The organism is Micromonospora aurantiaca ATCC 27029, assembly GCF_000145235.1.
GTDB classification, from domain to species: domain Bacteria; phylum Actinomycetota; class Actinomycetes; order Mycobacteriales; family Micromonosporaceae; genus Micromonospora; species Micromonospora aurantiaca.
In genome coordinates, this window is sequence record NC_014391.1 from 1,873,887 (window position 1) to 1,900,444 (window position 26,558).

At 70.6% G+C, this 26,558-nt stretch carries 24 protein-coding genes; 5 read left to right on the forward strand and 19 right to left on the reverse strand.

Going from position 1 to position 26,558, the window contains the following annotated elements; genetic code table 11:
- Window positions 1-3: 3 nt before the first annotated feature.
- Together MICAU_RS08920 and MICAU_RS08925 are read right to left on the reverse strand one after the other, a co-directional pair.
- Window positions 4-2,826: a caspase family protein gene (locus tag MICAU_RS08920; RefSeq protein ID WP_013284971.1), complete on the reverse strand. Its 2,823-nt coding sequence runs from the start codon at window positions 2,824-2,826 to the stop codon at window positions 4-6.
- 9 nt (window positions 2,827-2,835) lie between these two features.
- Window positions 2,836-3,213, reverse strand: a complete 378-nt coding sequence (locus tag MICAU_RS08925) for a hypothetical protein (protein ID WP_013284972.1) — start codon at window positions 3,211-3,213, stop codon at window positions 2,836-2,838.
- A gap of 1,391 nt (window positions 3,214-4,604) precedes the next feature.
- Between MICAU_RS08925 and MICAU_RS08930 the strand changes: the two genes are divergently transcribed.
- Both MICAU_RS08930 and MICAU_RS31805 read left to right on the forward strand, forming a co-directional pair.
- Window positions 4,605-7,763 (forward strand): BTAD domain-containing putative transcriptional regulator, encoded by a 3,159-nt coding sequence (locus MICAU_RS08930; RefSeq protein ID WP_145755698.1) that lies wholly within the window; start codon window positions 4,605-4,607, stop codon window positions 7,761-7,763.
- Window positions 7,760-8,773 carry a DUF2637 domain-containing protein gene (locus MICAU_RS31805; RefSeq protein WP_013284974.1) on the forward strand — a complete coding sequence of 338 codons (1,014 nt, stop codon included), beginning with the start codon at window positions 7,760-7,762 and terminating at the stop codon, window positions 8,771-8,773. Before MICAU_RS08930 ends, MICAU_RS31805 begins: the two co-directional genes overlap by 4 nt.
- Before the next feature lie 181 nt (window positions 8,774-8,954).
- Here the strand turns inward: MICAU_RS31805 and MICAU_RS31810 are convergent.
- Window positions 8,955-9,763, reverse strand: a protein-coding gene (locus MICAU_RS31810) for an IS5 family transposase (protein WP_240322485.1) whose coding sequence is annotated in 2 segments (ribosomal slippage) — window positions 8,955-9,425 and window positions 9,428-9,763 — 807 coding nt in all. Because the reading frame shifts where the segments join, the coding sequence is not laid out codon by codon here.
- An 84-nt stretch (window positions 9,764-9,847) separates the two neighbouring features.
- Here MICAU_RS31810 and MICAU_RS08950 point away from each other — a divergent pair.
- Entirely contained in the window at window positions 9,848-10,597 is a 750-nt protein-coding gene (locus MICAU_RS08950; RefSeq protein WP_013284975.1) for a hypothetical protein, read from the forward strand.
- A gap of 341 nt (window positions 10,598-10,938) precedes the next feature.
- Here the strand turns inward: MICAU_RS08950 and MICAU_RS08955 are convergent, their stop codons facing one another.
- From MICAU_RS08955 to MICAU_RS31470, 12 genes are all read right to left on the reverse strand, one after another.
- Window positions 10,939-11,400, reverse strand: coding sequence for a DUF4262 domain-containing protein (locus MICAU_RS08955; RefSeq protein ID WP_013284976.1), 462 nt, complete (start codon window positions 11,398-11,400; stop codon window positions 10,939-10,941).
- Window positions 11,393-11,791, reverse strand: coding sequence for a hypothetical protein (locus tag MICAU_RS08960; RefSeq protein WP_013284977.1), 399 nt, complete (start codon window positions 11,789-11,791; stop codon window positions 11,393-11,395). The genes MICAU_RS08955 and MICAU_RS08960 overlap by 8 nt, the downstream gene beginning before the upstream one ends.
- Before the next feature lie 38 nt (window positions 11,792-11,829).
- The gene (locus MICAU_RS08965; protein WP_013284978.1) at window positions 11,830-12,438 is read right to left on the reverse strand and encodes an HAD domain-containing protein; all 609 of its coding nucleotides are present in this window, start codon (window positions 12,436-12,438) and stop codon (window positions 11,830-11,832) included.
- Window positions 12,435-13,046 (reverse strand): hypothetical protein, encoded by a 612-nt coding sequence (locus MICAU_RS08970; RefSeq protein WP_013284979.1) that lies wholly within the window; start codon window positions 13,044-13,046, stop codon window positions 12,435-12,437. The genes MICAU_RS08965 and MICAU_RS08970 overlap by 4 nt, the downstream gene beginning before the upstream one ends.
- 280 nt (window positions 13,047-13,326) lie before the next feature.
- The gene (locus MICAU_RS08975) at window positions 13,327-14,964 is read right to left on the reverse strand and encodes a VWA domain-containing protein (RefSeq protein WP_013284980.1); all 1,638 of its coding nucleotides are present in this window, start codon (window positions 14,962-14,964) and stop codon (window positions 13,327-13,329) included.
- Window positions 14,965-14,994: 30 nt separating this feature from the next.
- Window positions 14,995-16,164 (reverse strand): AAA family ATPase, encoded by a 1,170-nt coding sequence (locus tag MICAU_RS08980; protein WP_013284981.1) that lies wholly within the window; start codon window positions 16,162-16,164, stop codon window positions 14,995-14,997.
- Window positions 16,165-16,502: 338 nt separating this feature from the next.
- Window positions 16,503-16,985, reverse strand: a complete 483-nt coding sequence (locus MICAU_RS32855; protein ID WP_013284982.1) for a hypothetical protein — start codon at window positions 16,983-16,985, stop codon at window positions 16,503-16,505.
- A gap of 56 nt (window positions 16,986-17,041) precedes the next feature.
- Window positions 17,042-18,223, reverse strand: coding sequence for a DUF4314 domain-containing protein (locus MICAU_RS08990; protein WP_013284983.1), 1,182 nt, complete (start codon window positions 18,221-18,223; stop codon window positions 17,042-17,044).
- Window positions 18,220-18,891 (reverse strand): hypothetical protein, encoded by a 672-nt coding sequence (locus MICAU_RS08995; RefSeq protein WP_013284984.1) that lies wholly within the window; start codon window positions 18,889-18,891, stop codon window positions 18,220-18,222. Before MICAU_RS08995 ends, MICAU_RS08990 begins: the two co-directional genes overlap by 4 nt.
- Window positions 18,892-19,009: 118 nt before the next feature.
- Window positions 19,010-20,080 (reverse strand): M23 family metallopeptidase, encoded by a 1,071-nt coding sequence (locus tag MICAU_RS09000; protein WP_013284985.1) that lies wholly within the window; start codon window positions 20,078-20,080, stop codon window positions 19,010-19,012.
- 111 nt (window positions 20,081-20,191) lie between these two features.
- Complete coding sequence (locus MICAU_RS09005) at window positions 20,192-21,229, reverse strand: hypothetical protein (protein WP_013284986.1); 1,038 nt, start codon at window positions 21,227-21,229, stop codon at window positions 20,192-20,194.
- A 22-nt stretch (window positions 21,230-21,251) separates the two neighbouring features.
- The gene (locus MICAU_RS31470) at window positions 21,252-21,686 is read right to left on the reverse strand and encodes a hypothetical protein (RefSeq protein WP_049794816.1); all 435 of its coding nucleotides are present in this window, start codon (window positions 21,684-21,686) and stop codon (window positions 21,252-21,254) included.
- A gap of 657 nt (window positions 21,687-22,343) precedes the next feature.
- On the opposite strand from MICAU_RS31470, the gene MICAU_RS09015 reads away from it, so the two are divergent.
- Both MICAU_RS09015 and MICAU_RS09020 read left to right on the forward strand, forming a co-directional pair.
- Window positions 22,344-22,892 carry an aspartyl/asparaginyl beta-hydroxylase domain-containing protein gene (locus MICAU_RS09015; RefSeq protein WP_013284987.1) on the forward strand — a complete coding sequence of 183 codons (549 nt, stop codon included), beginning with the start codon at window positions 22,344-22,346 and terminating at the stop codon, window positions 22,890-22,892.
- Window positions 22,893-23,064: 172 nt separating this feature from the next.
- Entirely contained in the window at window positions 23,065-23,583 is a 519-nt protein-coding gene (locus MICAU_RS09020; protein WP_013284988.1) for a hypothetical protein, read from the forward strand.
- 51 nt (window positions 23,584-23,634) lie between these two features.
- Here MICAU_RS09020 and MICAU_RS09025 read toward each other — a convergent pair whose 3' ends face one another.
- The 4 genes from MICAU_RS09025 to MICAU_RS09040 all read right to left on the reverse strand — a co-directional run bounded on the left by MICAU_RS09025 (window position 23,635) and on the right by MICAU_RS09040 (window position 26,537).
- On the reverse strand, window positions 23,635-24,144 hold the full coding sequence (locus tag MICAU_RS09025) for an immunity 21 family protein (protein WP_114919799.1): 510 nt from the start codon (window positions 24,142-24,144) through the stop codon (window positions 23,635-23,637).
- A gap of 123 nt (window positions 24,145-24,267) precedes the next feature.
- A complete protein-coding gene (locus tag MICAU_RS09030; RefSeq protein WP_013284990.1) occupies window positions 24,268-24,915 on the reverse strand; it encodes a GGDEF domain-containing protein in 648 nt (215 codons plus the stop codon).
- Window positions 24,916-25,010: 95 nt separating this feature from the next.
- Window positions 25,011-26,009 carry a hypothetical protein gene (locus MICAU_RS09035; protein WP_013284991.1) on the reverse strand — a complete coding sequence of 333 codons (999 nt, stop codon included), beginning with the start codon at window positions 26,007-26,009 and terminating at the stop codon, window positions 25,011-25,013.
- A gap of 177 nt (window positions 26,010-26,186) precedes the next feature.
- A complete protein-coding gene (locus MICAU_RS09040; protein WP_013284992.1) occupies window positions 26,187-26,537 on the reverse strand; it encodes a histone-like nucleoid-structuring protein Lsr2 in 351 nt (116 codons plus the stop codon).
- Between the last annotated feature and the right edge of the window lie 21 nt (window positions 26,538-26,558).

Genomic DNA, 26,558 nt, shown 5'->3' on the forward strand with positions numbered 1-26,558 from the left:
GCCTCAGTAATACCCGAACAACCATGGCCCGGGCACCCCGGACCGCAGATCGTTACGGAGTTGTTGAGGCAGGCGGAGATTGGCGGCATGCGGTTCGAGATTGCGCAGACCGTCGGACTTTGCCTTATCGAGAAGACAGAGTGCTACCTTCCCCCAGAATAGATGCACGGGGGCCGCCTGTGACCGCGCGACCTCTTCTCGCAGTTCGTCCGCATACGGCTGCAGAATGGTATTGCGGCCGCCCCGACCGAGTAGCGCACCAGCCTTGACGGTGCCGACTAGAAACTTGAAATGCATGAATGAGGAACCGATCCGGTCGGCCGCGTCCACACCCTCCATGTGCCGTTCCAAACATTCGGCAAGGTCCCCGTTCATGCCGTCCAGTTCCGACAGCATGAAACCGGTCATGAGGGTGCCGAGCGTGAGGCGCTGGTCGCGGTACTCGATTGCCGCCCGGCGGTACCAGTAGGCGGCCTCCTCCCGCAGCGTCCTAACCGCAACCGGACCGAGCCCGCTCGAAACGGCGCGCTGCCGGGCGATCTCGCCGGCGAACTGGAGCGTCTTCGCCACGCAGGGACGCCCGAGCCGGACGAGGTTGTCCCTGACCAGCGCACGGAACATGGTCGTGGCGATCTCCCCGGCGCGGTCCAGCTCGCCCCGTGCCACAGCGATGTCTCCCAGGCCTTTGAGCACGTCGATGCGGAGGCGGGCCGAAGTGATGTCTCCCAAACGGGCGAGGAACGACGTGGCCCGCTCGAACGCCGTACGGGCCTCGTCCCACTGGGCGCGGTAAACCTCGAGATTGCCCTGGCGAAACAGCAGCTGGGCCAGGGGCATCGATCCTTTGGCGGTCTTCGCGCTGTCCAGGTCGGACAGTTCCACGGCGACCTCGGCCGACATCGCGTCGAGCCGCGTCCGGGTGGCGCCGTCGACGTAGTTGCCCATGGCCAGGATGCCGGCTCGCGCCGCGAGCAGCTCGAGCGGGTCGCGTGACCCGGTCCGGGCCCGCTGGAAGAGCCTTCGGGCGCGGTCGTAGTCGTCCGCGAGCCGGTAGCCGTGCGCGCAGACGCTCAGCACACCGGCGGTGGCGTCCCCGCCGAGGTAGTGCACCACCTGCTCCGTGAGCGGCAACCAGTCCTCGAGCGTCGCCGAGGAGAACAGGTCCAGACCACAGGCCTGGAAGACCATGTCGACGTCTTCCTTGGCTGCGGGGTCGCCCACTCGGTGCTCGCAGAACAGCAGCGCGGCCCGAAGCAGCTGGTGGCGCGCCTGTGGCGTCAGCCGGGCGGTGGTCCCGCGCTGGCCGAGCGCCCAAGCTGCGAAGGCGGCGAATCCCGGATGTCCCAGGCCCGGCAGCAGCGCCAGCACGTCACCGGCGAACCGGACCGGCAGCAACACCGAGCCGCTGCGCAGGATTAGCAGACCGGTCTCGGCGAGCAGCGACCGGAGCCCGGCGCCGTGTCCCGCCCCCGGACCCGCGTGCTGCGAGCGCAGCCAGCTCGTCAGCGTCGACAGGGGCAGGTGCATCCCGGGCACGTCGGCGCAGATCCGCAGCACGCCGAGGGCGTACGGCGACGCGGCAACCAGTTGCGCGACGGTCTGGCCGACCCCCGGAAGCTCATCGGCGGCCGCCGACGAGCCGTCGCCGATGCTCGAGGCCCGTAGCTGGCGGATAAGACGATTGAGCTCGTACTCCGATCCCTGTGCCCGCTCCGCCAGGTCTCCGGCCAGCCGCCGGGCGACCTTGTCCGGCAGACGGTGCCGGCGGAGGCGTGAGAGCACATCGCGCTCGTCGACGGGGGGCGGCACGTCCACGGTGACGAGGTCCCTGATCGACTGGGGGATGTCGGCCTGACTCGACACCGTGAACAGGACGGGCCGGTGGTCGGCCAGTTCGACGAGGTCCCAGGCGGACGGTGACGCTGGGCTGTCGACGAGGATGGGGGTGGTGGCATCCGGCCGATATGCGGTGATGGACTTACTTACGCCGAGGATCGGCCGGGTCCGCCCGTCCACCATGCGTACCTCGTCGTCGAGATCCGTTCGTTCCACCGCGCGTCCAGCCCGAAGGGGACCGGGCTCGCCGACCGAGACCAGCGGGAGGGTGCGTACCGCGCCCGTCCGTGAACGAGTGTGGCGCAGTACGGACATCGGCAGCGACTGCGGGACGAAGACGAGCTGGTTTCCCGAGCCGGCATAGGAGTACCGCGGGGCCGGTTCGCCCAGCCGGCTGCTCTCGTGGAGCAGGTACTCGACGATCGACCCGAGATCGACCGTCTCGTTGGCGGTGGGATAGGCGAGCCCTCGGACGGCCAGCTCGAGGAGGGCGGTGAACGGGCTGACCGCGCCGTCGTCGGCGGCCGGTGTCATGTAGCGCTGCGAGCTGCTGGCCAGCACGGCGTGGTGCAGAACGCTGCGCAGCGGCTCGGGCAACCGGCTGGCGCCCAGTCCTTCGGCGAAACAACAGTCCAGGACCCAGACGTGCCGGGCCGCGCTGCAACCGGCCGCGAATTGGAACAGCACGGACGCCGAGAGGTAGGTCGACGGGTTCTCAGGAACGGAGTCGGCGCAGACGATCGCCACCTCCTGCGACGGCAGGATCGTGGCGTGGCCGGAGTAGTAGAACAGCCGCAGGCTCTCGTCGGTGCCGGACGACATGAGCCAAGACAGCTCCTGAGCGAGCCGCGGCGCCGTGACCTCGCCGTCGACGAGACGGTGTCGGTCCGACGACCGGCGCTCGGGCAGGTGGTCACGCAGCACCTGCTCAATGCGCGCGACGTCGGGCTTCCGCCCGGCCAGCAGGATTCTGGCGGTGCTACGACGCATTGGACCCGCCTAGGCGCCGTCCGTGCCTTTGGCCTCGAGCAACGCCGCGATGGAGGCCATGGTCGCCTGGTAGTCGGCGCTGTCCAGTCCACTGGCCCGCAGCATCACCGTCGTCGTGACCCCGTTGTGCTCCTTCTCGAGAATGAACGCGCGATCCCGCGGCCGCTGCGCCCACATCGTCAGGATGCGGAGAATGACGGGACGGACCGTGGCGAAGCTGGCCAGGCTGACGCTGATCGCGGTGACGAGCTCGACGCCTTTCGCCGGAACCTCGGAGGTGTCCTTGACGACCTGGCAGCCCGCCGCATTGAGGTCCCTGGCCAGTTCGTTCAAGGTGCCGTCGAGACCGGGATCTCCGGCGAAACTCATCCTGAATTGATCAACCACGGCACCTCCAGGGTCAGCATCGCAGCGCATCTTGCCGCTAATCGTAGTCCGCGACCGCAAACGTGCGACAACGTCGACAAGCGCCGATTCGTGCGCTGGCTGCGATCAATTTCAGTATGATGGTGCCGGAGTTGAGGGCGGCCTCCTCCGCCGGACGGGAGCGGCTCGGGTTGTCGGAGGAGGCGGCGGGCCCATGGATACGTGACGGCTTCAATGAGGGTTGGTCCGCCCACCGGTGCAGGCCCGGTGTGGCAGCGGCCGTCGCGGCACGCACGGCAAGCACGTCGTTGCCGTTGACCTGGACGCCGGGAAGCCGAGGCTCTCTCATTGCTGACTCGCTCACACAGACGCGCGGCCGCTAAGATTGCGCAGACTAATTTGGCACCACCAAATCCGTATACTCCATCAGGAAAATCGGAAATCGGAACTGCCCCAGACCTGATCAGCTGCTGCGGTTCAGGTAGTGGGTGCCGCGGGTCAGGGCTTCTAGCTCCTGATCGTAGGTCTTATTCTTCGCCGTCCAGCAATCCACCGCCCGATCCCGGCACGTCGGACTGGTGAAGCGATCAGCCGCTCTGGCGGCTCGCCCACGCGCCGCCGCCAGCGAAGACCTGCCGCGTCGGGGAACTCGACTTCGATGATGGCCTTGCGAGGGTCAACGGTTAGGAGTCGAACGGCAAAGGCGAATCGCATTTGGCCGTGCCTGATGCTTCGCTCTCGACCACATCAGCCCAAAGGTCGTCCCGCCGCTCATCGGCAGAGACGAAAACATCAAAGGTGGCGCTTGGCTGTGGTTTCTAATCCGCCATTTGATCCCGATCATTGGACCGGTCAAACGACCGGTTTCGCGATCCGTTCCTGATCTTCTTTCCTCGCCGACAATGCGGGCGACCGCGAGACGTATTTTTTGGGGGACTGGGGGGCGCCGACCGGACGACTAGGGGACTGGGGCATCGATAGGGGCCCCGCGCCCAAAATCTAAATCTGGACGCGCGCTGGCTGGATAGGCGCGTTTCTTTGTGTTGCCATGAGAAGGATGTGCCATATCCGAAGCTCGGGCTTGCGAGCCGAGTTGTGATTCCCTCCATAGGGTTCCTGGCCGGCAGTTACACCGTCGTAGGCCTCGCCGCTGTGGCGCAGAGCCTCGCCCTCGGTGGCGGCGGCATCGTTGTGGGATGCCTCGCAGTTCGCGGCGACATGGGGACCTCGACTACGCCTACCCGCCACCGAGCGCGTTCGATGCTGCCCCCTTTGCGCGGCCGTGCGGTCCCGCTGGTGCCGCAGCGCCTGAGAAGGTCGACGAGCCGCTGCGCAGGCGCTGCAGCTGGTGAACTCCGATTCCGTCGTTTCTCGCTGACCTGCCGTTGTGAGGTCTTGTAAGGCGTCGTGAGGTGCAGTCAGCGACCGACCGGGATGTCGCACCGTGCTGGGGCCATAGCGTCACTGCATCCCCGCCAGCAGCCCTGCTGGATGTGCGGCGAGCAGGAGGAGGGCAGGTGACATCCCCAGGAGCCCGCAGCGCCGCAGTCACCACCAGCGTCCTGTCCACCGCCGCCATCACGGTCGTCGCGGCGCTGCACAGCGGTTGGACGCCGCACCTGCCGGCGCCAGCCACCATGCGGCAGTGGATAGCCGATCCGATGAGCAGCGGTGTCGTCGCCGTTCTCGTCGCAGCCGCGGCCGTGACGCTCTGGCTGCTGCTGGCCACGGCCGTCCTTACCCATGCGTATGCGGCGCTGGCCCGCCGGCTGGGCCGCGCACCTGTTCTACGCCTTCCCCGTCCGGTCCAGGGCCTCACCGCGGCGCTGCTCGGCGCGACCGCCGTCACCGCTGCTACCGGTGCTGTCGCACACGCCACTCCCGCGACCACCACGTCCGATGAACCAGCCGCGCCTGGACAAGCGATCGCCTCACCCGCCTCCCACCGCCCCGCTGCGGGCCATCAGCCGGCTGCGCCGCCGTCCACCTACATCGTGCGCCGCGGCGACAGTCTGTGCGAGATCGCTGCCCGCACCCTCGGCGACGCCGACCGGTGGCCGGAAATCTTCGCTCTCAACCGGGGCGCCCGCTTCCCCCACGTCGGCGGCGCCCTGCGCAACCCCGACCTCATCTATCCAGGCTGGGTTCTCCGCCTGCCGACCGACGCCTCACAGAGGAGCGACCCGGCACCGCGGCGCCGCGATCAGCAGCGCCGTACCGAATCCGGCCGCCCGGACCTCCCGGCGCCACCCACGAAGCCTGACTCCTCGGCCGGAACGCCGACACCCACGACCACCACCACGGCAGGCCCGACAGCACCCGCGACCGAACCACCCCCGGCAGGCCCCGCCGTCACCGCGAACGCGCCGGGCACCGCCGGTGTGACTCCACCATCCCGCAGCGCCTCGCAGCCGCCGGCACGCGATCCGTTGCCCACACCTCACCGGTCTCGGGGCATCGACGTGCCGGGCGGCAGTTGGGTGGACATCGGCCTGGCTGTGGCGATCGCCGCAGCCGCCGCGCTGGTCTGGGCACACCGGCGTCGCCGCTACACCCCGCGCCCACCCTCGACCGCTACCCACGTCGAGGGCCCCGACACGACCCCGATGCCGACCGTGGTCACGCAGCTCCGCCGGCGGCTGCGCCGGGCCGCACCACGCATCACCACATCCGCCACCACCCGCCACCAACGGCACGACCTCCACTTGTCCCCAGACCCCATTGACGGGGACACCGGGCCGGACGCGGCCGCCCTCGACGGTGAAGACCACACCGACGGCGACCCGGTACCTGTGCCGCGTCCGGCGGTGCCGTCCTTGGCGCACCCGCTGGCCGAGGCCTGGCCGTCCGCAGGCCTCGGGCTCACCGGCCCGGGCGCCGACGCCGCTGCCCGCGGCTTCCTGACCGCCGCGCTCGCCGCCGGCGGCCTCGACGCCCCACACGAACGGACCCAGGTGGTGATGCCAGCGACAACCGTGACGACCCTCCTCGACACGGACACCGCGACCCTGCCCCACACCCCGCGCCTGACAGTCACCACCAGCGCCGAGGAGGCCCTCGACCTCATCGAAGCGCAGATCCTGCACCGCAGCCGCCTCGTCGACGCTCACGGCGCTGACACGGTGGCCGACCTGCGGACGCTCGATCCCGCGGGGGAGCCGCTGCCGCCGGTGCTGCTGCTGACCCACGCCGCCGCAGCCCGGCAGGACACCCGCATCGCCGCGCTGCTCACCCAAGGCACACGCCTGGACATCCACGGGGTGCTGCTCGGCGCATGGCCTGACGGTGACACCGTCGCCGTCGCCGCTGACGGCACCACAGCCCTCGCCGACGCCGCCGACGACCGAAACGACCGTCCCACCCCAGTGGAGCGTCTGGCCGTGCTCACCTCGGCCGACACCCTCGCTCTGCTCGGCGTCCTCGCCGAGTCCCACACCGGCCAACCACCGACACCCAACGACGCCGCGCCCCCGTCAGACGACCGACAACCGGCCACCGCGAACTCGACCGAGGCCGGCCGAGGCACCCTGACCGAGACCCCGGGACCAGCGGAAACGCTCACTCCGACGACTGCCAGCACGTCACCCGGCCCCGTCGAGGCCACCGGCCACAACCCCGTCGCCGCCCATCCCCACGCATCGGCCGGGTCGACCGGCATCATCGACACCCGGCCCCATCCGATCGCCGCTACGCGCGCCGTTGCCGATGCCGGTGGTCACGACACCCCACTCGCCGACGGACCGGAAACCGTGCCTTCCGACGTGAACGGCGAGCAGCAGCAGCGCCGCCGCGTGCAGGTATCGGTGCTCGGCCCGCCCAGCATCACCGACGCCGCGTCCCATCCGCCGCTGCGCGCCAAGGCCCTCGAGGTGCTCGTGTACCTGGCGGTCCATGACGGGGAAGCGACCGTGGACGCCATTCTGGATGACCTGCTGCCCGATGCCCCGACCAGCAAGGCACCTGGCCGGCTGTACACCTACGTGTCGAACCTCCGCGCCGTCATGCGGCACACGACAGGCCCTGGCGACTACCTCACCCATCCTCAGAACCGCTACACGCTCAACCCCGCCCTCGTCGACGTCGACCTGTGGCGGATGCGCGCGGCGATCCGCGCCGCCGAACGCGCCACCGACCCGCAAGCGCGGGTCGCCGCGTTACGGCGCGCCGTCGACACCTACCGAGGGCACCTCGCCGACGGCGTCGACTACGAGTGGATCGAGCCCTACCGCGAGGCCGTACGGCAGCAGGCCCTCGACACCTACCTCGCGCTCGCCGACGCCCTCGCTGACCATCCCGCCCACCAGTTGACTGTGCTCGACGAGGCGATCCGCCACAGTCCCTACACCGAGGAGCTCTACCAGCACGCCATGCGCGCCCGCGCCGCCCTCGGCCAGACAGACGCGATCCGCTCCCTGCGCCGAGCACTGACGCGGGCTCTCGCAGAGATCGACGCCGAACCCCACGAAGACACCCTCGCCCTGGCCCACGAGCTCATCGCCGCCCAGCAGCGCCCCCGGCCCCGCCCGCAGGCGCAGCCTCACTCCCGCGACGAGGACGGAGCGACTGCATGACCGACATCTCCACCTCGCCGTCCTCGCACCGTGACCATCCGAACGCGGCCAGCCGGGACCAGCTGGTCGGTCTACGGCCGCTGCGGTGGGCGGTGCGTGCCGTGCTCACCCTCGGTGTCGCCGCGTCGATCGCGGCGAACGTGCTGCACGCCCGACCGAACCTCATCAGCCAGCTGATCGCCGCCTGGCCGCCGCTGGCGCTGCTGCTCACCGTGGAACTGATCTCCAGGGTGCCCAGCCACCGCAGGTCCCTGGCCGCCCTGCGGCTGCTGGCCACCGCCGCGATCGCCGGCATCGCCGGCTGGGTCAGCTACTGGCACATGGTCGGTGTCGCCGCCCGCTACGGCGAGATCGACGCCGGCGCGTCCTACCTGCTGCCGATCTCCGTGGACGGCCTTGTCGTCGTGGCCAGCATCAGCCTCGTGGAGATCACCGGAAGGATCCGCGCCGGCACCGGCCGGCCCACGCCCACGCAGCAACCAGCGGCCCCTCAGGAGCGGCTAGGACACCACGCCCTGAGGGCCGGCGCCGACCGGACCACCAGGCGGCGAATGCCCCGCCTCGCCGAAACGGTCACCGAGACCAAACCAATGGCCACCTCTGCGTCGCCGGGCGCCGTGTCTACCCCGGTTCCATCACGAGGAAAGGCCGCGAGCACGCAAGGCGATGGGGCACCAGACCGCCCGGCTCAGCCCGACCGCGACGACGTCCGTGGCGATTCCGAGCCGTCCCGTCCTGCTGGCGATCGCGCCGGCGGGACGCCAACCCACGACGCGAAGACCCCAGCAACGATCCCCTCCGACCACGGAAACGCCGCCCAGGTCGCCGCGGCCACTCCGGCGGCCGTCGCGTACTGGTACCAGCGGGACCCGTCGATGCATCCCGCCCAGATCGCCGAGCGGATCGGCAGATCCGAGCGCACCGTGCGCCGGTACTGGCCGCCGGCGAAACTGCAGCGGGCCAACGCCCAGCACGACGGCCCGCAACCGACCGTCCCCGGGGCGTCTTAACCCTGACTGCCCTCGATCTTGGTAGAGACGCTTGATGTCTGTCCCCTACATGAGGAGGGTGCCGACGGGCCTGTGGAAGGCGTGCCAGTGAGCCCCAGGCAATATCCTGTCGATCTTGTCATGGGGGAGTCAGGCAGGTTCTGGTGGTGCGGGCGCGGTGGGGACTTGCTTAGGGGGTGTCTCAGTTGGTGATTTTTGCGAGTCGGCGGTGGCAGATGAGGATGGCGGCGAGGTCGGCGAAGGCTTGGAAGTGCTCGGCTTTGCGTTCGTAGCGTCGGGCGAGGCGGCGGTTGTTGGTGAACCAGGACAGGCACGACTCGACGATCCACCGGTGTCGGCCGAGTCGCTGGGAGGACTCGATGCCTTTGCGGGCGATGCGCACGGCGATGCCGCGGCGGCGGACCTCGGCCCGGATCGCCTTGTGGTCGTAGGCCTTGTCCGCGTGCAGCTTGCCCGGGCGGCGGCGGGGCCGGCCGCGACGGCCCCGCACCGGGGTGAGGGCATCCAGCAACGGGAACAGCAGCTGCGCGTCCGGGGTGTTCGCGGCGGAGATCAGCACCTGCAGCGGCACGCCCCGCCGGTCACACAAGACGTGGATCTTCGAGCCTGGTTTGCCGCGGTCGACCGGGTTTGGCCCGGTCAGGTCCCCCTTTTCAGCGCCCGGACACTGATCGAGTCGATCATCGCTCTGGACCAGTCGATCCCACCAGCGACGTTCAACCGGTGCAGCAGCGCGTGATGGATCTGTTCCCACAATCCGTACCGGGTCCACTCGCTGAACCGGCGGTGCACCGTCGGCCGGGACACCCCGAACAACGCAGCGGGCAGCTTCCGCCACGAGCAACCGGCCTGCACCATGTATCCGATCGCCGCCAGGACCGCCCGGTCGTCAGCCCGGCGCTTCCCACCACCCTGAGGCCGTTTCGCAGCAACCGGAATCAACGGCTGCGCGACCGCCCACAAGTCCTCCGGCGCCCAAGTCTGGATCATGTCCCCGACAACATCCGCCACAAATAGAAGATCATGCCCGAGGCCACAACCTCACCAACTGAGACACCCCCTTAGATCACCGGCATGACGGACTGGTCCCAGCTCAGGCATGCCTACGGCGTGGCAGATGACGTTCCGGGTCTGCTGGCGAGGGCTGAACCGGACCCGCGCAGCCCGGTCTGGGGCGAACTGTGGTCCCGGCTGTGCCATCAGGGCACGGTGTACCCGGCAAGCTTCCCGGCGTTGTCAGTCCTGACGGAGATCGCGGGCCGCTGGTCGCCCGCGCAGCGGACGATGCCGCTGGCGCTGGCGGCTGACATCGTGTCCAGCGTGGATCAGCCCTACGGTGATCTCGACCCGCACGTTACTTATCCGTACGAAATCGCTCGACTGAGAGCGCTGACCGAGGAAGCGCTCCGAAGTGCCGGTCCCGATGACGACCCCAGCACCTACGTCTATATGTTGCAGGCGCTGCTGGCGTTCGAGGGTGTCGAGGTCTGGGGCAGACACCTCGACGGGCTCAACGACGAGGAATACGAGGTGGCGTGCCTGCAATGCGATGAAGAGATCTTCGTCGCGTTCGGCCAGTACGGAACGTTTACCACGCTGGACAGCATGTACATGAACGACTCCGGCTCCAAGCGGCTGCCACTGCTGCCCGCTGATCCTGATGACTTGACGGGTGTTGGAAAACGCCTGCACGCTCGCGCGATCGCCGACGACCATCCTGACATCGCCGAGAAGCTGACTTACGTGTTTGGCCGAGCGGACTGCCTGGCCTGCGGCGAGCGCTTCGGTGTTGAAGAGGCCATTACCGCCAGATGGTCCGGCTAGATTCTGTCGATCGCCGTAGCCATATGATGGCGGCGATGAGAACCAGACAGGCGCGGTAGATGCTGGCGCGCTAGGCATAGCGGGTGTCCAGGTCACCCCAGGGTTCGGCTACGGCACCCTCTCCTACGCCTACGCGGTTCTCACCACGTACCTGGACTGGCTGTTTCTGTCGCAGGCGGAGACCGAGCGCCGCCGGTGCCCGAAACGACGGGTATCTACAGACGAGGCCGCCCAGCGGTGCACGACGAGCTCGCCGATCACGCGCTGGGACGCAGCGACTCATACGGTTGGCTGACCACCACGGCGGCGCCGATCGCGGACGACGGAGGTCGGGTGTCCGGCTACAGCCGGCCGATCAGCGGCTGTGTCCGCGGCTCGAAGCGGTACCCGTCGTCCCAGGGGAATCGGCCCTGCTGGTCCGGCCACACCATCTGCTGGAGGCGGACCTGGTCGCGGCCGTAGCGGCTGATCGCCAACCCGGGCATCAGTTCGTCTGTCGGCGGCCCGTCGATGATGATCGCGTCGTAGCCGGCGATGAGGTCGCTGAGGCGTTGTCCGTGGGTGAACCGTTCGGCGGTGTCGTAGACCCGGCGAGCCAGGTCGTTGAGCAGACTGTGGGCGACCTCGGGTGGCAGTCCGGCGGTGATCAGTTCGGGGTAGTCGTGGGCGGTGAGCCCGACGGTGTAGGCGAATGGGGCGGTGGTGACGGTGCCGTCGTCGGTGGGCAGGACGTACGTGACGGCCCAGCCGATGGTGTCGATGATCCGCTCTTGACGCCGGAGGACGTCGTTGATGTCACGCATGGTCGGTGTCTCCTAGGCATTCGGCGCTGGGGGTGGGGTCCGTGCCTGGGTGGGGTGGCTCGACGTCGACGAAGCCCCAGAGGTGTTCCATGACCTGGAGTTGCCAGGTGCGGTAGCGGTCGGCGAAGCCGCGGCAGAGCGCGGGCGGGACCGGGCTGCCGGCGTAGGGCAGCGTCGAGTGGCAGATGATGTATCCCGCGTCGCCGCGCGCCTCGCGCACCATCTGCTGGAGCCGGCCGGGGGTGAGGTGCATCGGGTTGCCGGGCTTGAAGATGCAGGTGGCGCACTCGCGGGCGAGCCGGCGGGTCTTGCGCAGTTCCGGGTCGCCGACGCTGAGTCGGGGTGACCGGTCGACGTCCGGTTCGTCGGCGGCGTCGAACATGTTGTCCATCGTCATGTCCTTGTCATGTGCGGCACGGGCCCGCATCCCTAGGCGTTGGATGCGGGCTCGATGAGTCCGGGTAAACGGAGTTCTTGGGTGCCGGTGTGGCGTGGCCAGAGCTCAGCCAGCCAGGTCAGCACCGTGTCGACGTCGGCGCGGCGCAGCCCGTCGTACGGGTCGACCGGGTGAAGCAGGGTGGGTGCGCCGTCGGCGGTGCGCTGGCCGGCGGTGGTGGGGTCCTTGCCGCCGAACTCGTCGTCGAGGACGGCGAGTGGCCGCCGCGCGATCCACGCGTACAGGGGGCTGAGTTTGGTCTGGTGGCCGAAGCGGACCCCGCCGGCGTGGACGGGGACGTGCGGCCAGGTGGTCGGCAGGCCCAGCCGTGGTGCGATCCATGCGGCGGCGAGGTGGTTCCAGCTGGTGCACCAGACCGGTTGGGCGTGTTCGGCGAGTTCTCGCAGCCAGGGCCCGTGGTCGGGTTTCAGCCAGACGGTGCCGGTGACGTGCCGGCAGTCGGGGGCGGGCCCGTTGTAGCGGTGCGGCCGGTAGCCGAGTGTTTCGGCGTGGGCGGGGTTGGCGGGGTTGAGGACGCCGTCGACGTCGATGGCCACGACGGGGGAGGAAGTGGGGTGCGCGGGTGGTCGGGTGGTGGTCACGGCTGGGCCTGCTCGCTGAGGATCGGGTGCAGGGGCACGGTGAGCCGGTCGGCGGTGCGGCCGGGCCGGTCGGCGGGTTGCCACGTGTCGGCGGCGGCGTGGGTGGGGAAGGGGCCGATGGCGGCGAGCCTGCCGTCGGTGCGGTCGAGCAGCACGAGAACGGCGGTGCGGGCGTCGTCGAGCGCTGGCCGGAGAATGTGGGCGAGGTCGGGCGGGAGGTCGACCCAGCCGGTGGCGGGTAGATCCGTGACGGCGGGGTCGTGCAGCGGCACGGGCCTGGTCACGGCGAGGGTGGTGCTGTCGAGCGCGAGCGTGGCGGCGTGGGAGTGGGCTGCGTCGGCGCCGCTGGTGGGGCCGTGGGCGTCGAGGTCGCCGCTGGTGTGGACGGCGATCAGCGCGTGCGGGTCGCGGATCTCCAGGGAGTCGAGGACGGCGAGGGTGATGGTGTCGCCGGTGCGCATGTCGCGCAGGGTGAGCAGGACCGGCCGTCCGTCCGGGTCACGGTTCCAGGTGATGGCGTAGAAGTGTTCGCTGGTGACGTCGTGCAGGCGCCGCCAGGCGCGGTTGTCGGTGTCGAAGGGGTGTTCGTCGTCGGTGCCGTAACGCATGAGGAACTCCTTGTCGGGCAGCGTCGTAGTCGCGCCCCGGGATCTGGATCGGTCGGGGCGCGATGCATGCACGCTTCGATGGCGAGGGATGGTCAAGTCGCCGGGGGCGGCAGCGATGCCGTTCGGCATCGGGCCCTCCGCGAGATGCGAGTGGGGCCGCCTGTGGCAGCCCCGCGTTCCAGGCCCGGTATGTCGCGGGGGCGCGGTGCGCGGCGCTGCCCGGCAGCGGCCCGGGCAGCGCCGCGGCGCGGGGTGGGACTGGTCGGCTGCCGGCCGGGGTTCAGGCCTGGGTGAGGGCGGTGACGGCGGCGTCGGCGATCGCCGCGATGGCCTCGGTCGGGTCGGTGACGGTCAGGGTGGTGGCGTGGGTGAAGGTGTGCCCCCAGATCTGGTCCGGGTCGGCCGGTTCGCCGTCGGTGGGCGGGTCGGCGGGGTGGAGCCACAGCACGGCGCAGCCGGCGCGGTGCAGGGTGGTGACGAGTTGCTGGCCGGCGGGGATGTCGTCGAGGTAGCCGTCGGAGACGACGGCGAGCATCCGCAGGGCGCGGCCGTGGCGCAGGTCGAGGAGCTGGTCGGCGACCTTGACCGCTTCCGGGAAGGTGGCGGTTGCCAGCTCGGTGCGCATGTGCAGCACCTGCCTCGGGTAGGTGCGTGGGGGCACTAGGACGGTGGTGCGGTCACCGAACCCGATGGTGGTGGTCGTCGCCTGCGCGCGGCGTGCCGCGTTGGCGAAGATCCACGCGGCCGACGACATCGCCTGCGTGTAGCGGGCCATCGACCCGGACAGGTCGACCAGGACAGCCAGGTGCAGGCGGGGCTTCTCCGGAGGCAGCTGGGCGCGTTGCTGCCACGGGGCGGCGGTCGGCATCTGCCCGGCGGCGGTTTGCGCGTCGGCGGTGATGGCGTGGCGGGTCCGCAGCCGACCGGGTGGGATCGGCGAGGGGCGCCGGCCGGGTTCGGGGTGGCGGGTGCGGGCCTGCCGCAGCCGGTTGGCGAGGTCGCGGGCCGCGCGGTGTTCCTGCTCGGTCGGGTCGGTTCGGTCCCACTCGGTGGGTGGGCTGTGCCGGTGGGCGAGCAGCGCCGTCGCGTACTCGGCCGGGGTGACGCCGGCGGCGACGGCGAGGTAGTCGACGAGGGCCGCGGCGAGGCGGCCGGGAAACAAGCCCGGGTCCGGTACGGGGGTGTCGTACTGCTGGTCGGGGTCGATGCCGAGGACCTGACACCACCGGCGGGCCAGGCAGATCATGGTGTCGGCGTCGGTGTCGTCGCAGGTGTGGGCCTCCCGCCAGATGTCGCGTAGCTGCCGCAGGCGTTTGCGTCCGAGGACGCCTGTGACGGCGGCGCGAACGGGGCGGACGTCTTTGCTGGTGACGATGCGGGCGTCGACGCGGGCCAGGAGCAGCGCGGCGAGTTGTCCGGCGTGCCACGCGTCGTCGATGGCCGCGTCGTCGGGGCGCAGGAGGGTTGTCACGACGTGGCGCAGCCAGCGGCGGTCGCCGCGGCGGCGGGCGCGTTGGCGTCCTTCGGCCCGGGATTCCTCGAGTAGGTCAGCCACGGTGGCGAGGATCGGCGGGGTGCCGGGCGGGGTGGTCCAGCGGCTGTGCACGGCGTGCGCGGCGCCGTGCACGAGCAGCCCGTAGCCGGTGGGCACGAGCCGCTTGTGCCGGGCCTTGGCCGGGTCGGTGACGTCGGGGCTGTCGGCGATGTAGGTGGCGTCGACCTCGATCCGGTTGAGGGCGGGGTAGAAGCACTCGGGTGCGTCCCCGGCGGCGCCGGGCGCGACGAGGACGGTGAGGTCGGTACGGCCGGTCAGCAGCGGAACGTGCTGGGTCCACGCCTGCGACCAGGCCCGCCAGTCGGCGGCGCCGGCCGGCGGCGGCGGTGTGCCGGGGCGCAGGTGGGTGTGCGGGTGGGACACGAACGGGGCTCCTTCCAGAAAAGGGGGCGGTTAGCGCTTGCCGAGGGCGAGCGCGGTGATGGGCGTGCCGGTGTGCCGGGACAGGGCGGCGGTGACGTCGTCGCGGGCGTCCTGCGGGGCGATGCCGGCCAGGTTCGCCAGGGCGGCGCTCATACCCAGTTGGTCGCGGACTGTGACGAAGCCGAGCAGTTCGCGTAGCTGGGGCGCCCATACGGTCGTGCCGGCGGCGAGGTCGGCGTTGAGGTCGATCGCGGCGGCCACGACCGGCTTGGGGACGCCGAGTTGGCGGGCGAGGTCCCAGTCGGTGGTGACGTGCAGGTGGACGGTGAACCGGGAGGCCAGGGCCTCGGTGAGGACCGCGCCGTGCACGCCCGGGTTGTGGCCGGCGACGATGTAGAACCCGTCGACGGCCTGCACGGTTTCGTTGCCGTGCGCGGGGATGGTGACGGTGCCGCGGCCGTCCATGGCCGGGTACAGGACTGCCAGGACGCGGGGCGGGATGAGGGTGGCGTCGTCGACCAGCAGCACCCGCCCCTGGCGCATCGCGGTGACGAGGGGTCCGTGGACGAACTCGTAGCCGCCGCCGGGGACCGGGTTGTAGGAGCCGAGGAAGTCGTCGACGACGGTGTCGCCGGTGCCGGCGACGGTCAGCAGGTCGGGGAACGCCGCCTCGACCATCGCGGTCTTGCCGGTGCCGGGCGGCCCGTACAGCAGCACCGGCACCTGCTGGGTGCGCAGCCGGCGCAGTTCCTCGACGTCCCAGCCTTTGCCGAGCCGCCGCGGGTGATAAAGCGTCCCGTTCGGCCGCGGCACCGGCGCGGGCCGGGACTGCCGGCCACCACCACCACCACTGCTGCCGCTGGAGCGGGTGCGGGGCGCGGCGGGCGGGAGGGCGCCGGCGGCGTCGATGCCGGCCTGGGTGATCTGGAACCGGTGTGGGTTGCGGTGGTGGGTGGCGTGCCCGGCGGCGGCCATCTTCTTCAGCGCCTCGAACACCGCCCCGGACGACGGTGCGCCGATCGCCCGGGTGATCTCACCTACCTTGAGAATCTGGTCGGGGTAGTCGGCCAGGTGCAGGGCGACCTTGCGGTAGAGGTAGCCGGACCGGCCGGAGCCCGCCCCGGTGGCGGGAGTGCCGGCGCCGCTGGCCGGGGCCGGGTCGTTCTGCGGTGAACCGGCCGGTGGGTGTGGTGTCGTCATGGGATTGCCTCGATTCGGGGTCGGGCCCGCGCACCCGCCTCCGGGTGCGCGGGCGGTGGGTACCGCACAGCGGAGACGGGCGGGGCCAACCACGCCGGCCCGCGCGGGGCCGGGCAGGTGGGCGACCACACCCCTGGTGCTGAAGGGTTACGGCGACACGTCAGATCGCCGCTGGTACGTGCTGGTCGGTGTCGAGGCCGCGCGGGCGGTGTCGGCGCCGACGATGGAACCTCCGCCAGGCCAACCGATCAAGTCGAATGGGTGCGCGGGTGCGGGAGCGCCGGCTGACTACGTGTGCACCGTGGCAGCGGGAGGTGGTGCTGGCGGCGGGGTTGTGGTCAGTCGGCGCAGCCCCGTTCGCAGCCCTGCGGATCGCACTGCTGTCCCTCGGCCATCCGGGCCAGAGCCAGCCCGTCGTCGCCGTCGAGATCATCGTGGAACGGCCAGCCGAACCCGTCGGTGAACGCCTTGACCTTGGGCGCCCCGTACATCGGGTAGCTGGCGTGCTCCATCGCCGCCACGACGTCGTCGCGGCCGAGGAGCCGGGCGAGTTCTCTCAGCTTGTCCACCGACCGGCTCGCCGAGTTGCCGCGGTGGTCGAGGATCTTCCCGATAGCGAATCGCAGGTAGTCCCGGGCATGGGTCTCGTGGTCGACCCGCTGGGTCCACTCGCCCGGGTGTCGAGGGGCGATGACCTGGCGGGCGTGGTCCAGGTCGAGTGCCTCAACGAGCATTTCCTCTCGGAAGCCGAAGATGTCCCCGCGGTTGGCGCGCAGCGCCCAGACCCGGGTGACGATCTCTTCTTGGGCGCGGATGGTCACTTGTTTCCTTCCTGTCGGCCCACCCGTCGAGGTAGGGCATCGGTGGGTATGCCGGCCTATGCGTTGTCGGTGTCGGGCAGGTCGCCGACGATCCGGTCGCAGACGTACGGATCGACGGCCTCCCAGCACCAGCTGCGGCCCATCACCACGTACCGGCCATCACCGTCCGCGGTGATGCGATCGATGGCGTCCGGGTCGCCGGACAGGGCACGCTGGTCGGCGACGAGGACGTCGCCGTCGAAGGACAGACCGGCCAGCGCTTCGTCGACCTGCCGGTCCAGGTCGTCGGCCGGCACGCCCTGCTCGCGCAGGCTGTCGCGGTACCGGCCGCGGTGGCGCTGCTGGTCGGCGACGATCGCCTCCGCCACGTCGCGGGTGCAGGAGAACACCGCCCACCCGTTCCAGTAATCGATCAGTGTTCCGACGAACCCGACCTCGACCCGGTCGTCGCCGTCGGGCCCGGTGGTGCGCGCCCAGTCGCCGGCGAACACACCGACACCGCCGATCCGGACCCGGTCGGGGTGCAGGTGGGACACATCCGTGCCGGTGGGGCTGGCCGCGAGATGACACAGTTCCGCGACGCGGTCGGTGACGGCGGTGTCGTAGGCGTCGCGGTAGACGGCCATCGCCTCGTCGCGCTGCGGGATGCGCAGCCCGAACCAGCCCGCGCTGTCGCCGGTGGCGTCGGCGAACAGCTCCCACCCGGCGACGTCGACCGACTCTCCCACCGAGGAGAAGCGGGGCAGGGCGTCGAGGATGGCAGGATCGCCGTCGTGGATGCCGACCAGGATCCGGCGCGCGGCCAGGCGGCTGTCACCGCCGGTCCGGGCGCCGATGGTGTCCTGCGCCCACCATTCGGCGGCGGTGCGTCCGGCCTCGGCGCCGGCGGCGCGCATCCGTTGCAGCGCGGCGGCCCATCCGGTGGCCTCCGCAACCGGGTCACCGGTCGGCGGCGGCGGGGTGGTGGTGACCGGTGCGATGCGGTCGCCGGCGTCGAGGCACATCGCCAGCGTCGAGCCGCTGTCCCAGGTGACCTCCACGACGTTGTGCCGCTGGTCGTGGCGGCGGACAGTGCCGGTGTCGCCGGGCCGCAGCAGGGTGTACGGGTCGTCGGTGTGGACCAGGGCGACACGCTGCCCGGCCTCGTAGCTGGTCATGGCGGTCTCCGATCGGTCGACGGGGCCGGTGGAAGGGCCGCCGTCGTCGGTGGCCGCTGACGGCGGGCGGTCGGTGCTCATCGGGTCTCGCCCGCCGTATCGCCCGCCGTGGGTTTCTGCGGTGGCCAGGGCTTGCGGGTGACGTGATCGCCGAACATCGGGTCGCTGGCGACCGAGGAACCGCAGCGGGCGCAACTGGTGACGGTGTCGTAGCCGTAGCCGGCCATGGACGGCACCTCGACGTGGTCGATCTCGTCGACCGCGCCGCAGACGGTGCACACCGTCATCTCCGGACCGCCCCCGTCGTCGGCGGTCGCGGTGACGAACAGGTCCTCGACCGGGTCGAGGTGATGCGCGCTGTGCCGCAGCCAGCGGCCGTGGATCGTCGCCTCGTACACCACCAGCCGCCGCTGGTCGAGGTGCAGCAGATACAGCCACTCCAGGGCCCCGCCGACGTCCTCGCGCAGCGCGCCCCGCCGAACGGTGGCGTCCTGAGCGACGACCGGGTAGCCCAGGCCGGGCACGGGCGGCTGCCGGTCCCAGCGCCGGGGCTTGGGGTTGACGGCGAGGGACCACCAGTCGTGGGCCAGCAGCGCGGCGGCCATAGCGTTGGCGTTACGGCTGAATGTGTCGGTCCAGATCCGGCGCAGCAGCGGCACCAGAACCTCCGGACTCTCACCGAACTGGATCAAACGGGCGGTGTAGCTGCCGCGGAACGCGGCGACACCGATGAGCGTGGGTGTGCTCACGGCCTTGTCCTCCTCAAGGGATGTGCGGATGGGTGGGTTGCGGCGGTCGTCCCCAGGCGGGCCGACCGCCGGAGCTGGGGGTGGATCACGGAGCCGCCGCCGGCATCCGCGATCGGGACTACTGATTCAGGGGCGCGCCGACGGACGCCATGAAGGCGACCGGGTCGACGGCCGTGCCGGAGGTGTGATCACCGAGGTGCACCTCGAAGTGCAGGTGCGGTCCGGACGAGTGGCCCGAGCTGCCGGCGACGCCGATAACGTCACCGGCCGCGACCCGTTGACCCTCGGCGACGGAGGGGCGGGTGAGCATGTGGCAGTAGCGGGTGATCACCCCACCGGGGTGGTTGATGTCGACGTACCAGCCGCAGCCGCGGGTCAGAGCGGGATCGCCGTCGCGGTCACAGCCCCAGTCCCGGCCAGTGCGAACGTCAACGGCGTTGCACCGCACGACGGAGACGGTGCCGGCGGACGCGGCGTGAATCGGGGTGCCCTTGCCCACGATCAGGTCGACGCCGTCGTGCCCGGGACGGCCCGAGGTGCGGAAACCGGAGCCGACATCCCCCTGCACCGGCTGGGCCCAGCCCTGCGCGCTGACCGCCACGCCGCAGGCGGCCGGGCCGGCGCTGGCCCCGGTCAGGGCGGCGACGATCCTGGCGGCGTCGGGTTCCCACCTGGCGTAGGCGTCCGGGTAGGCCGACCGCTGCACCCGTTGGGCGGCCTCGGTCAGTGGCATCGCCTGCCAGCCGTCGACGGCCTGCAACTTCTGGTAGAACTTCGTCGTCGCGTACCGCGGGTCGTGCAGTTGCTCGGGGGTACCCCAGCCCTGGGAGGGGCGCTGTTGGAACAGGCCGACCGAGTCGCGGTCCCCACCACGGATGTTGATCAGGGAGGACTCCTGCATCGCGGTGGCCACGGCGATGACCCAGCCGCGGGGCGGGACGCCGAGGCCCATGCCGACGGTGGTGATGGTGGCGGCGTTGCCAACCTGCTCGGCGTTCCAGTCACCGATCGGACCGATCCCACCCAAAGCAGGGCTGCGCGCGGCCGACGAAGCGGTGGGCGTGACGCTGGTAGCCGGCCCGCACGCGCCCGCCCCGCCGCCGAAGATCAAGGTGGTGGCCAGCCCGGAGCACAGCAGCAGGACGCCGGTGACCGCGAGGGCGATCCCGGACAGCATGCGGGTGGTCATGACTGGACTCCTTCGAGGCAGGGCCGGCAGCGGGCCGGCGGGTCGCGAGGACGGTGAAGGCCACGCGGGCCTGTGGAGCGGCGGCGCGCGGCCTTCGGGCAGGTGCAGGAGTCAGCGGGCGAGGACGGCCACCTTCTCGCCGTGCAGCAAGGGCGCCCCGTCAGGGCCTTTGATGTGGGCGTTGATCCAGATGCGGTAGGGGTGGCCGTCGCGGTCGATGAGGCGTCGCCAGTGGCCGCGGACGACGAACCGCACCCGGTAGTGCCACTTGGGCTCGCCGTCGGGCGGTTCGGCGAGAGGGCTGGTGCGGCGCAGCATGACCACACGGGTGTCATGGCGGATGCTGGCCCGCACAGCACGGCGGCGCGCAGCGCGGTCCAAGGGGGCGGCGGCGACGGTCGCGAGGGGTTGGGCCTGGATACGCCAGAAGGCATAGGCGACAGCGGCGCAGGCCCGCATCGCGGTCGTGGTCTCGTCAATACAGAACCGGCCGTCGGGCGCCGGTTCCCAGTCGCGGTCGTCCCCGTCGAGGACCGGCAGGTCGGGGCGGGGGTCAACGGGCCGGCCGATGGGCATCTCGGTGAAGTCGGTCAGCACATAGGGGCCGAACTGGCGGGCGAGGTCGGGCCGGTCAGCGAGCTGCACACGACGGCGCACCGCCGCCGGGTCGTGCGCGTCGTGGTGGTCGGCCCAGCCGGCGATGGCCCAGAAGGACCGGCCGCTGCTGGTGTTGGTGGTGCGGGCCCAGGTGATCGCCCCGATCGAGGACACCTCACCGCTGACGCCGCGGTGGTAGATCGGTTCGGGAAGGAACAGCACCCCGCCGTCGTCGGGGGCGACGTCGGCGGGAAGCACCTCGCCGGTCAGGTCGAGGGCCGCCGCGGCGGCGGCGATGATCGCGGTCATCGCGGGGGCGATGACGTACGGCTCGCCGAATCGCCACGGGTTGGCGGTGATGGCACGGACCGCGGTGAGGACCTTCGCCATGCCCCCGGAACTGGGGCTGGGGTGGTCGGCGAGACGGCTGCCGAAGAACGCCTGCAGGTACTGCGCCGCGAGCGGACTGCGGTGATAGTCGACCATGCGGGCGCGCAGGTCCACGGCGGTGCGGGCGTAGCCGGCGAGTGTGTCGTTCGGTAGGAAGTTCACGGTTTGCCTCCAGGGTGCGTGCTCAGGCGGCCGACGCCGCCACTGGTGGGCGCCGGTCCAGCCGGGATTCCGGCGGCACCGCGCCCGGTACGAGTGCGGGCCGCATCACAGGTGTCGGCGGATGGGCCGGGGTGAACCAGCCGGTCAAGCGACGCGGCATGGCGGGAACCGCGGCGCGCCCGCGTGCGATCGCGGCCGGACCCGGCGAAGGCCGCGGGGCGACGGTGGCGGCGCGGCGGGCGCGTTGTTCGGCGCGCCGGGCGGTGCGCAGCGCCCAGCAAGGACCCTGCTGTCCGCGGCACTGCAGGTTCGTGCAGGCACCGTCGGGTCCCGGGTGGTGGGCGGCGGCGACGTCGACCGCGAGCGCCCACAGAAGCCTGTCGGTGACGTCCACCGGTAGCGCGGTGCGGTCGCTGGGACGCCGGCTGCGGTCCTCGGGGTGTGCGGGGTGTGCCATGGCGGATGGCCCTTCGGTCGACGGATCTCGGGCATGCACGGTCGCCGCCCGACACGCGCCAGGGCCCTGGGAAATGCTGACGTCCGGACGACAGACGACGACCAGCGCTGATCGACGCTCATCTCTTGATCGAGGTCAAGTCGTGCTGGACGGGGTGAGAGGTCACCGGCCCTCACAGCAGCGAGGGGTCACCGCCCACTTCCTCGACCTGCGCGACGCGGGCGACAAGCCGGGCCCGGTCGAGCAGCGCCCGCCACCGGTGGTCTGCGCGCAATCACGGCGCACGTGGGTGGGGTCGACGGTGGTGAGCAGCGGCCGGGAGACGGCTGGCCGTTGCTGTCGCCGAGCGGGTCGATGAAGGCGCGATGGATGCCGTCGTCGGGCGTCATCGGTGTTGGCGGTTGAGTTCCGGAGCACAACCGGATACGCCGGACGTGCAGCGGTCGAGGCGCGAAGCCTTGCCGGCGGTGGCGACGGCCGACCACCGGCCCAGGTTTGCTACTCGCTGGGAACCGGCCGCTGTGGGCCGGTGACCGGAACGTGCATGAACGTGCGGCTAGAGCTGTAAATGCTGTGAACAAGGGCCATTGCCACGACCGCCTACACGAGGCGGTGCCGCAGCCCACATCGCCCCTCGTTGGTGCATCATGCTGTCTCATGTTCGTGGATCAGCGGCGTTTTCCCTTCCTGGCCGATCTTCGGGCACAGTGGGAGGTCATCCGGGACGAGTGCCTTGCTCTGCCTCGGGAGACCTATCAGCCATGGGTGCAACGCGAGATGTACGGCCAGGGCTGGAGCGTGTACGGCCTCGTCGCCTTCGGGAAACGGATCGAGGAAGCGCTCGACGCGTGCCCGCACACCGCCTCCGCGTTGACGAAGGTCCCTCACCTGACGACCGCTGGGTTTTCTCGAATGGCTCCTGGTACCCACATCAAGCCCCACCAGGGATGGGTGACGACCGTCTACCGCGCCCACCTCGGGCTGGTCGTGCCAGAGGACTGCGCGCTGCGCGTGGGCGACGAGACCCGGCAATGGAGCGAGGGCGAGAGCCTCGTCTTCGACGACACCGTCACGCACGAGGCGTGGAACTACGGCTCCAGCGACCGCATCGTGCTTCTGTTCGACTTCGCCCGTCCCGGCTACGAGGACATGCCGCAAGACGAATTGCCGGCTTCGGTGGCAGGCTTCGTGCGGCGCGGCGGATGAGCGAGACAGGCCGGCCCAGCTCCGCGGCCCTGCTTCATCCTGCCGGTTCGAGGAACTCGACCGCATACCAGGCCACTGCAACACCTGAGGACGTCACGCTACGCGCAGCGCCCTACGCGGTAGACCCAGATGCCGTGTCGTTGGCTGCCCGGACCAGGACTACCTTGCCCCGATGACGTTCAACTTCGGGATCCCCGGCTACCAGCCAGACTGGCGCCACGGAATATCCGACATCGCCAGCCGTCACGCCCAGCGACTACGGGGCCTCGTGGGCCGCAGGCTGACGTCCACCTGGGTGGTCTGGGATGACGACGACGATTCGTGGTTCGCCGACTGCCCGATGGTGCTCGACTTCGATGAGGAACGCCTGGAGATCAACCATCAGAAGTTCGACGACATCTCGATCACCTGGTGCACGATCGACGTGACCCGGGCGCCGGTATGGCCGACATCGGATGGCTTTCGCCTGCGGTGGCGCGACGATGCTCCCGCGTCGTTGGCTGCTCGACACGGGCAGCGCCTGGCGGAGGTGGAGCTCCTGGAGTACGTCGGGGGCGACATGGCGGACGGCAGCGTGGCCCTGGGTCTGCGATTCGCCGATGACTGGCTGACGATTTACAACGCCCTGGACGAGAACGGGATCGAGGTCGGCGAGATCTCCCCGCAGTACCGCCGACACCGTCTGAGCTGAGCGCGACTCCGAAATCGACGGCAAGGTGGTCAGGGGCATAAGCGTGCGAGTTCATGACACGGGTTGAAGCTGAACGAGGACCATCCAGGTGTCACCATCGGCGCGATACGTCGCACGGACCCGGTATTCGCCCGGGCAGAGATCGATCACGAGGTGGTTGTCGGGCTCCAACTCCGCCCCCGGCCACGCCGAATCGAACATCACAACTGGCCCGTCCACCACCCAACGGACATTGTTATCTGCGTCCCAATCCACGCCATCACGTACCGCTCGGCGGGCAGCGCTCACCAGATCGTCTTCCTCGTACGCCGCTGCCCACCGCAGGAACAGCCGTTCCGAGGACAGGTACGTCGTCATTGCCGGCTCGTCGCCCAGAACAAGCGCCTGCCGCTGACCGATGGCGACCACGCCGACGTAACCGTCGATCGCGCACGCCCGGCCGTAGTCCCCCCAGCTCTCCACGGGTCCATCCGTGCTATCAGCGCCGCTCCACAGTGACAGCGCCGATTGCGGGGCGACGAGCAGCGGCCCGCCAGCCGACGAAACCCACGTGTACTGCAATGACCTACCTCCCGTCGTGATCTTGCCAGGCAACGTCGATACACGAGTGCCCGCCGAGACGCGGCAGAACGCTGTCCTCGCGCACGTCGTCGGCGGGCGACCCCCTTCGGTGTCCGTTAGCGGTTAGCGGCGACGCAGGTCCCGCGGGCGGGAACCCGGCGGGGGACCGGTGCGGCTGTTGATGGCGGTGGCGCCATGGACTCCGGCACCGGATTGTTTGGCCTGATACATCGCGGTGTCGGCCTGGTGCAGCAGGGCCCGCGGGCTGACGCCGAGGGCGGCGCTGGTATGCCCGACGCTGGCGCGCAGAGTCAGCGTGTGCGCGCCGAGGTCGACGGAATGGCGGCCGACCGCCCGCCAGGCGGCGCGCGCGGCGGCGGCAACGTCGTCGGGGCCGCCGTCGACCAGCAGGGCGAACTCATCGCCGGACAGGCGCGCGGCGAGGCGCACCGGCCCTCGCAGGGCGGCCAGCCGCCGGCCGACCTCGGTGAGGACCTCGTTGCCGGCCTCGTGGCCGAAGGTGTCGTTGACGGCTTTGAAGCCGTCGAGGTCGAGCAGGACGAGCCCGAACGGGGCATCGGCGCGTGTGGCGCGGGTGAGGGCGGCGAGCAGGGCCCGCCGATTCGGTAGGCCGGTGGTGTCGTCGTGGCCGGCGGCGTAGCGGGCGCGGGCCAGCGCCTGCTGCTGGCGCCACAGCAGCGCTGCGGCGAGGGCGAGACCGGCGAGGACTCCACCGGCGGCGGTGACGATCGAGGTCAGGATGGGAGACACTTCGGACGCTCCTTTCTATGGAAGGAGCACCGGAGGCGGGCGTGGTTCCGGGAAGTTCGACGCCCGCCCCCGGGCTACCGGCAGGGCGGGATCGTTCAGACGGTCGGGTCGGCGAGGGCGAACGTGGCGGGTTTCTCGGCGACCAGGACCGCTCGCCCGGTTCCGACGAGCTTCACGGCGGCGTTGTGGACCGCGCCCGCGCTGGCCTTCTTCGCGCCGGTTCCCTCGTTGGCCCGGTCGACCAGCCTGCACAGCTCACTGACCTTGTACTGCCGGCCGGGGTTGGCCTCGAGGACGTCGAGAATCGCGCCGCGCAGGGAGCCCGACGCCCGCCGGGTAGGGGTTTGTGCCGCCTCGCCCGTCGTTTGCGTGGTCGGCGGTGCGGCCGGTGCTTCCGTGAAGGGTTCACCCGTGGTGCTGTCGGTGGCCGTGCCAGCAGGCAGACCATCCGGTGTGGCCGGTTCGGCGTCCGCATCGTTCGCTGCGGACGTCGCTCCGATGGCCTGGCCGATGCTGTCGGCCGCGATTGACACCTCGAGCTCGGCAGTCGAGCGGGCGTTGTCGTCGCCGTGCTCGGTGTCGGTGCCCTCGGCCTCAGCGGCCGCCTCGGCTACCGCGTCGGCATCACCAGGAGCCGGCGATGCCGATTCCTGGAGGGCGTTCGGCTGCCCGCCGGCGGCAACCTCAACGGCTGGCCGATCGTCGCCGTCTTTGTCGTCAGCCTCCCCAGTGCCCTGCCTGTCGCCGCCGATCGGACCGTGACCGGCGGAGGTACCGGGTGTGTCGGTGTCGCGGGTAGCGGGCTCCGCTGCGGGCTCACCGTGTCCGCCCTGTTCGGTATGCGCGCGGCCGGCGTCGGTCAGCCGCCACAGGGTGGGTCCGGTGTCGCTTCGAGTGGGCTCGGCCAGTCCCGCGCTTGCCAGGGTGCGCAGTTTCGGGGTGGTGGTGGAGTAGCCGAGGCCGGCGTCGGTGGCGATGGCAGCGGCGGTGGCCTCGCCGAGCCGGTGCAGCGCGGCGAGGACCTTCTCGACGCTGGGTGCCAGTGGCGCTGGTGCGGCCGTGTCGGTGGTCGTGCTGGTGGGGGTGCTGGTCATGGGCGCGTGGCCCCCTTTCTCCTGCCCTCGGCAGGGGTTGGTGAGTGAGGCGTGCACTGATGCACGCTTCGGATCGGGTTTTGATCAAGTCGTCTGCCCGGGATGCGGGACTCTGCGAGGCGCGTCCAGGTGTGCCGCCCGGTGATCGCCCGCCGGACGGCACGGTAGGGACCGGGGTCAGTGGGCGGCGTGGTAGGCGTCGCGCACCGCGGCGGGGATGACGCCGCCGGTTCGTGGCTGGGGCAGGTTCAGCTCCTGCCAGTTCACGGTCCACCACCAGGTGCGGATCTCCTGGCTCTGGGTGCGGCCGGTCGCGGTGTCGTCCTGCCGCCGTGGTGGCCGGGGCTGTTTCGGCAGGCGCCGTCCGGCCGTGATGAACGGGCCGAACGCCGCGGCCATCCGGTCGAAGTTGCCGGCGGACAGGTCGATCTCGTAGGTGACGCCGTTGAAGGCGAACTGGTAGGTGGCGACGTCGTCGGTGGAGCCGTCGAGGTCGTCGATGAGGATCGCGGTGGTCTTGGTGGCCACGAGGGCCACCTCCTTTCCTCT

Coding starts and splice junctions, on each gene's coding strand:
- MICAU_RS08920 (WP_013284971.1), bottom strand. CDS start 2,826: ATGCGTCGTAGCACCGCCAGAATCCTGCTGGCCGGGCGGAAGCCCGAC.
- MICAU_RS31805 (WP_013284974.1), top strand. CDS start 7,760: ATGACCGACATCTCCACCTCGCCGTCCTCGCACCGTGACCATCCGAAC.
- MICAU_RS08950 (WP_013284975.1), top strand. CDS start 9,848: ATGACGGACTGGTCCCAGCTCAGGCATGCCTACGGCGTGGCAGATGAC.
- MICAU_RS08955 (WP_013284976.1), bottom strand. CDS start 11,400: ATGCGTGACATCAACGACGTCCTCCGGCGTCAAGAGCGGATCATCGAC.
- MICAU_RS08960 (WP_013284977.1), bottom strand. CDS start 11,791: ATGGACAACATGTTCGACGCCGCCGACGAACCGGACGTCGACCGGTCA.
- MICAU_RS08970 (WP_013284979.1), bottom strand. CDS start 13,046: ATGCGTTACGGCACCGACGACGAACACCCCTTCGACACCGACAACCGC.
- MICAU_RS08980 (WP_013284981.1), bottom strand. CDS start 16,164: ATGACGACACCACACCCACCGGCCGGTTCACCGCAGAACGACCCGGCC.
- MICAU_RS08990 (WP_013284983.1), bottom strand. CDS start 18,223: ATGAGCACCGACCGCCCGCCGTCAGCGGCCACCGACGACGGCGGCCCT.
- MICAU_RS09000 (WP_013284985.1), bottom strand. CDS start 20,080: ATGACCACCCGCATGCTGTCCGGGATCGCCCTCGCGGTCACCGGCGTC.
- MICAU_RS31470 (WP_049794816.1), bottom strand. CDS start 21,686: ATGGCACACCCCGCACACCCCGAGGACCGCAGCCGGCGTCCCAGCGAC.
- MICAU_RS09015 (WP_013284987.1), top strand. CDS start 22,344: ATGTTCGTGGATCAGCGGCGTTTTCCCTTCCTGGCCGATCTTCGGGCA.
- MICAU_RS09020 (WP_013284988.1), top strand. CDS start 23,065: ATGACGTTCAACTTCGGGATCCCCGGCTACCAGCCAGACTGGCGCCAC.
- MICAU_RS09035 (WP_013284991.1), bottom strand. CDS start 26,009: ATGACCAGCACCCCCACCAGCACGACCACCGACACGGCCGCACCAGCG.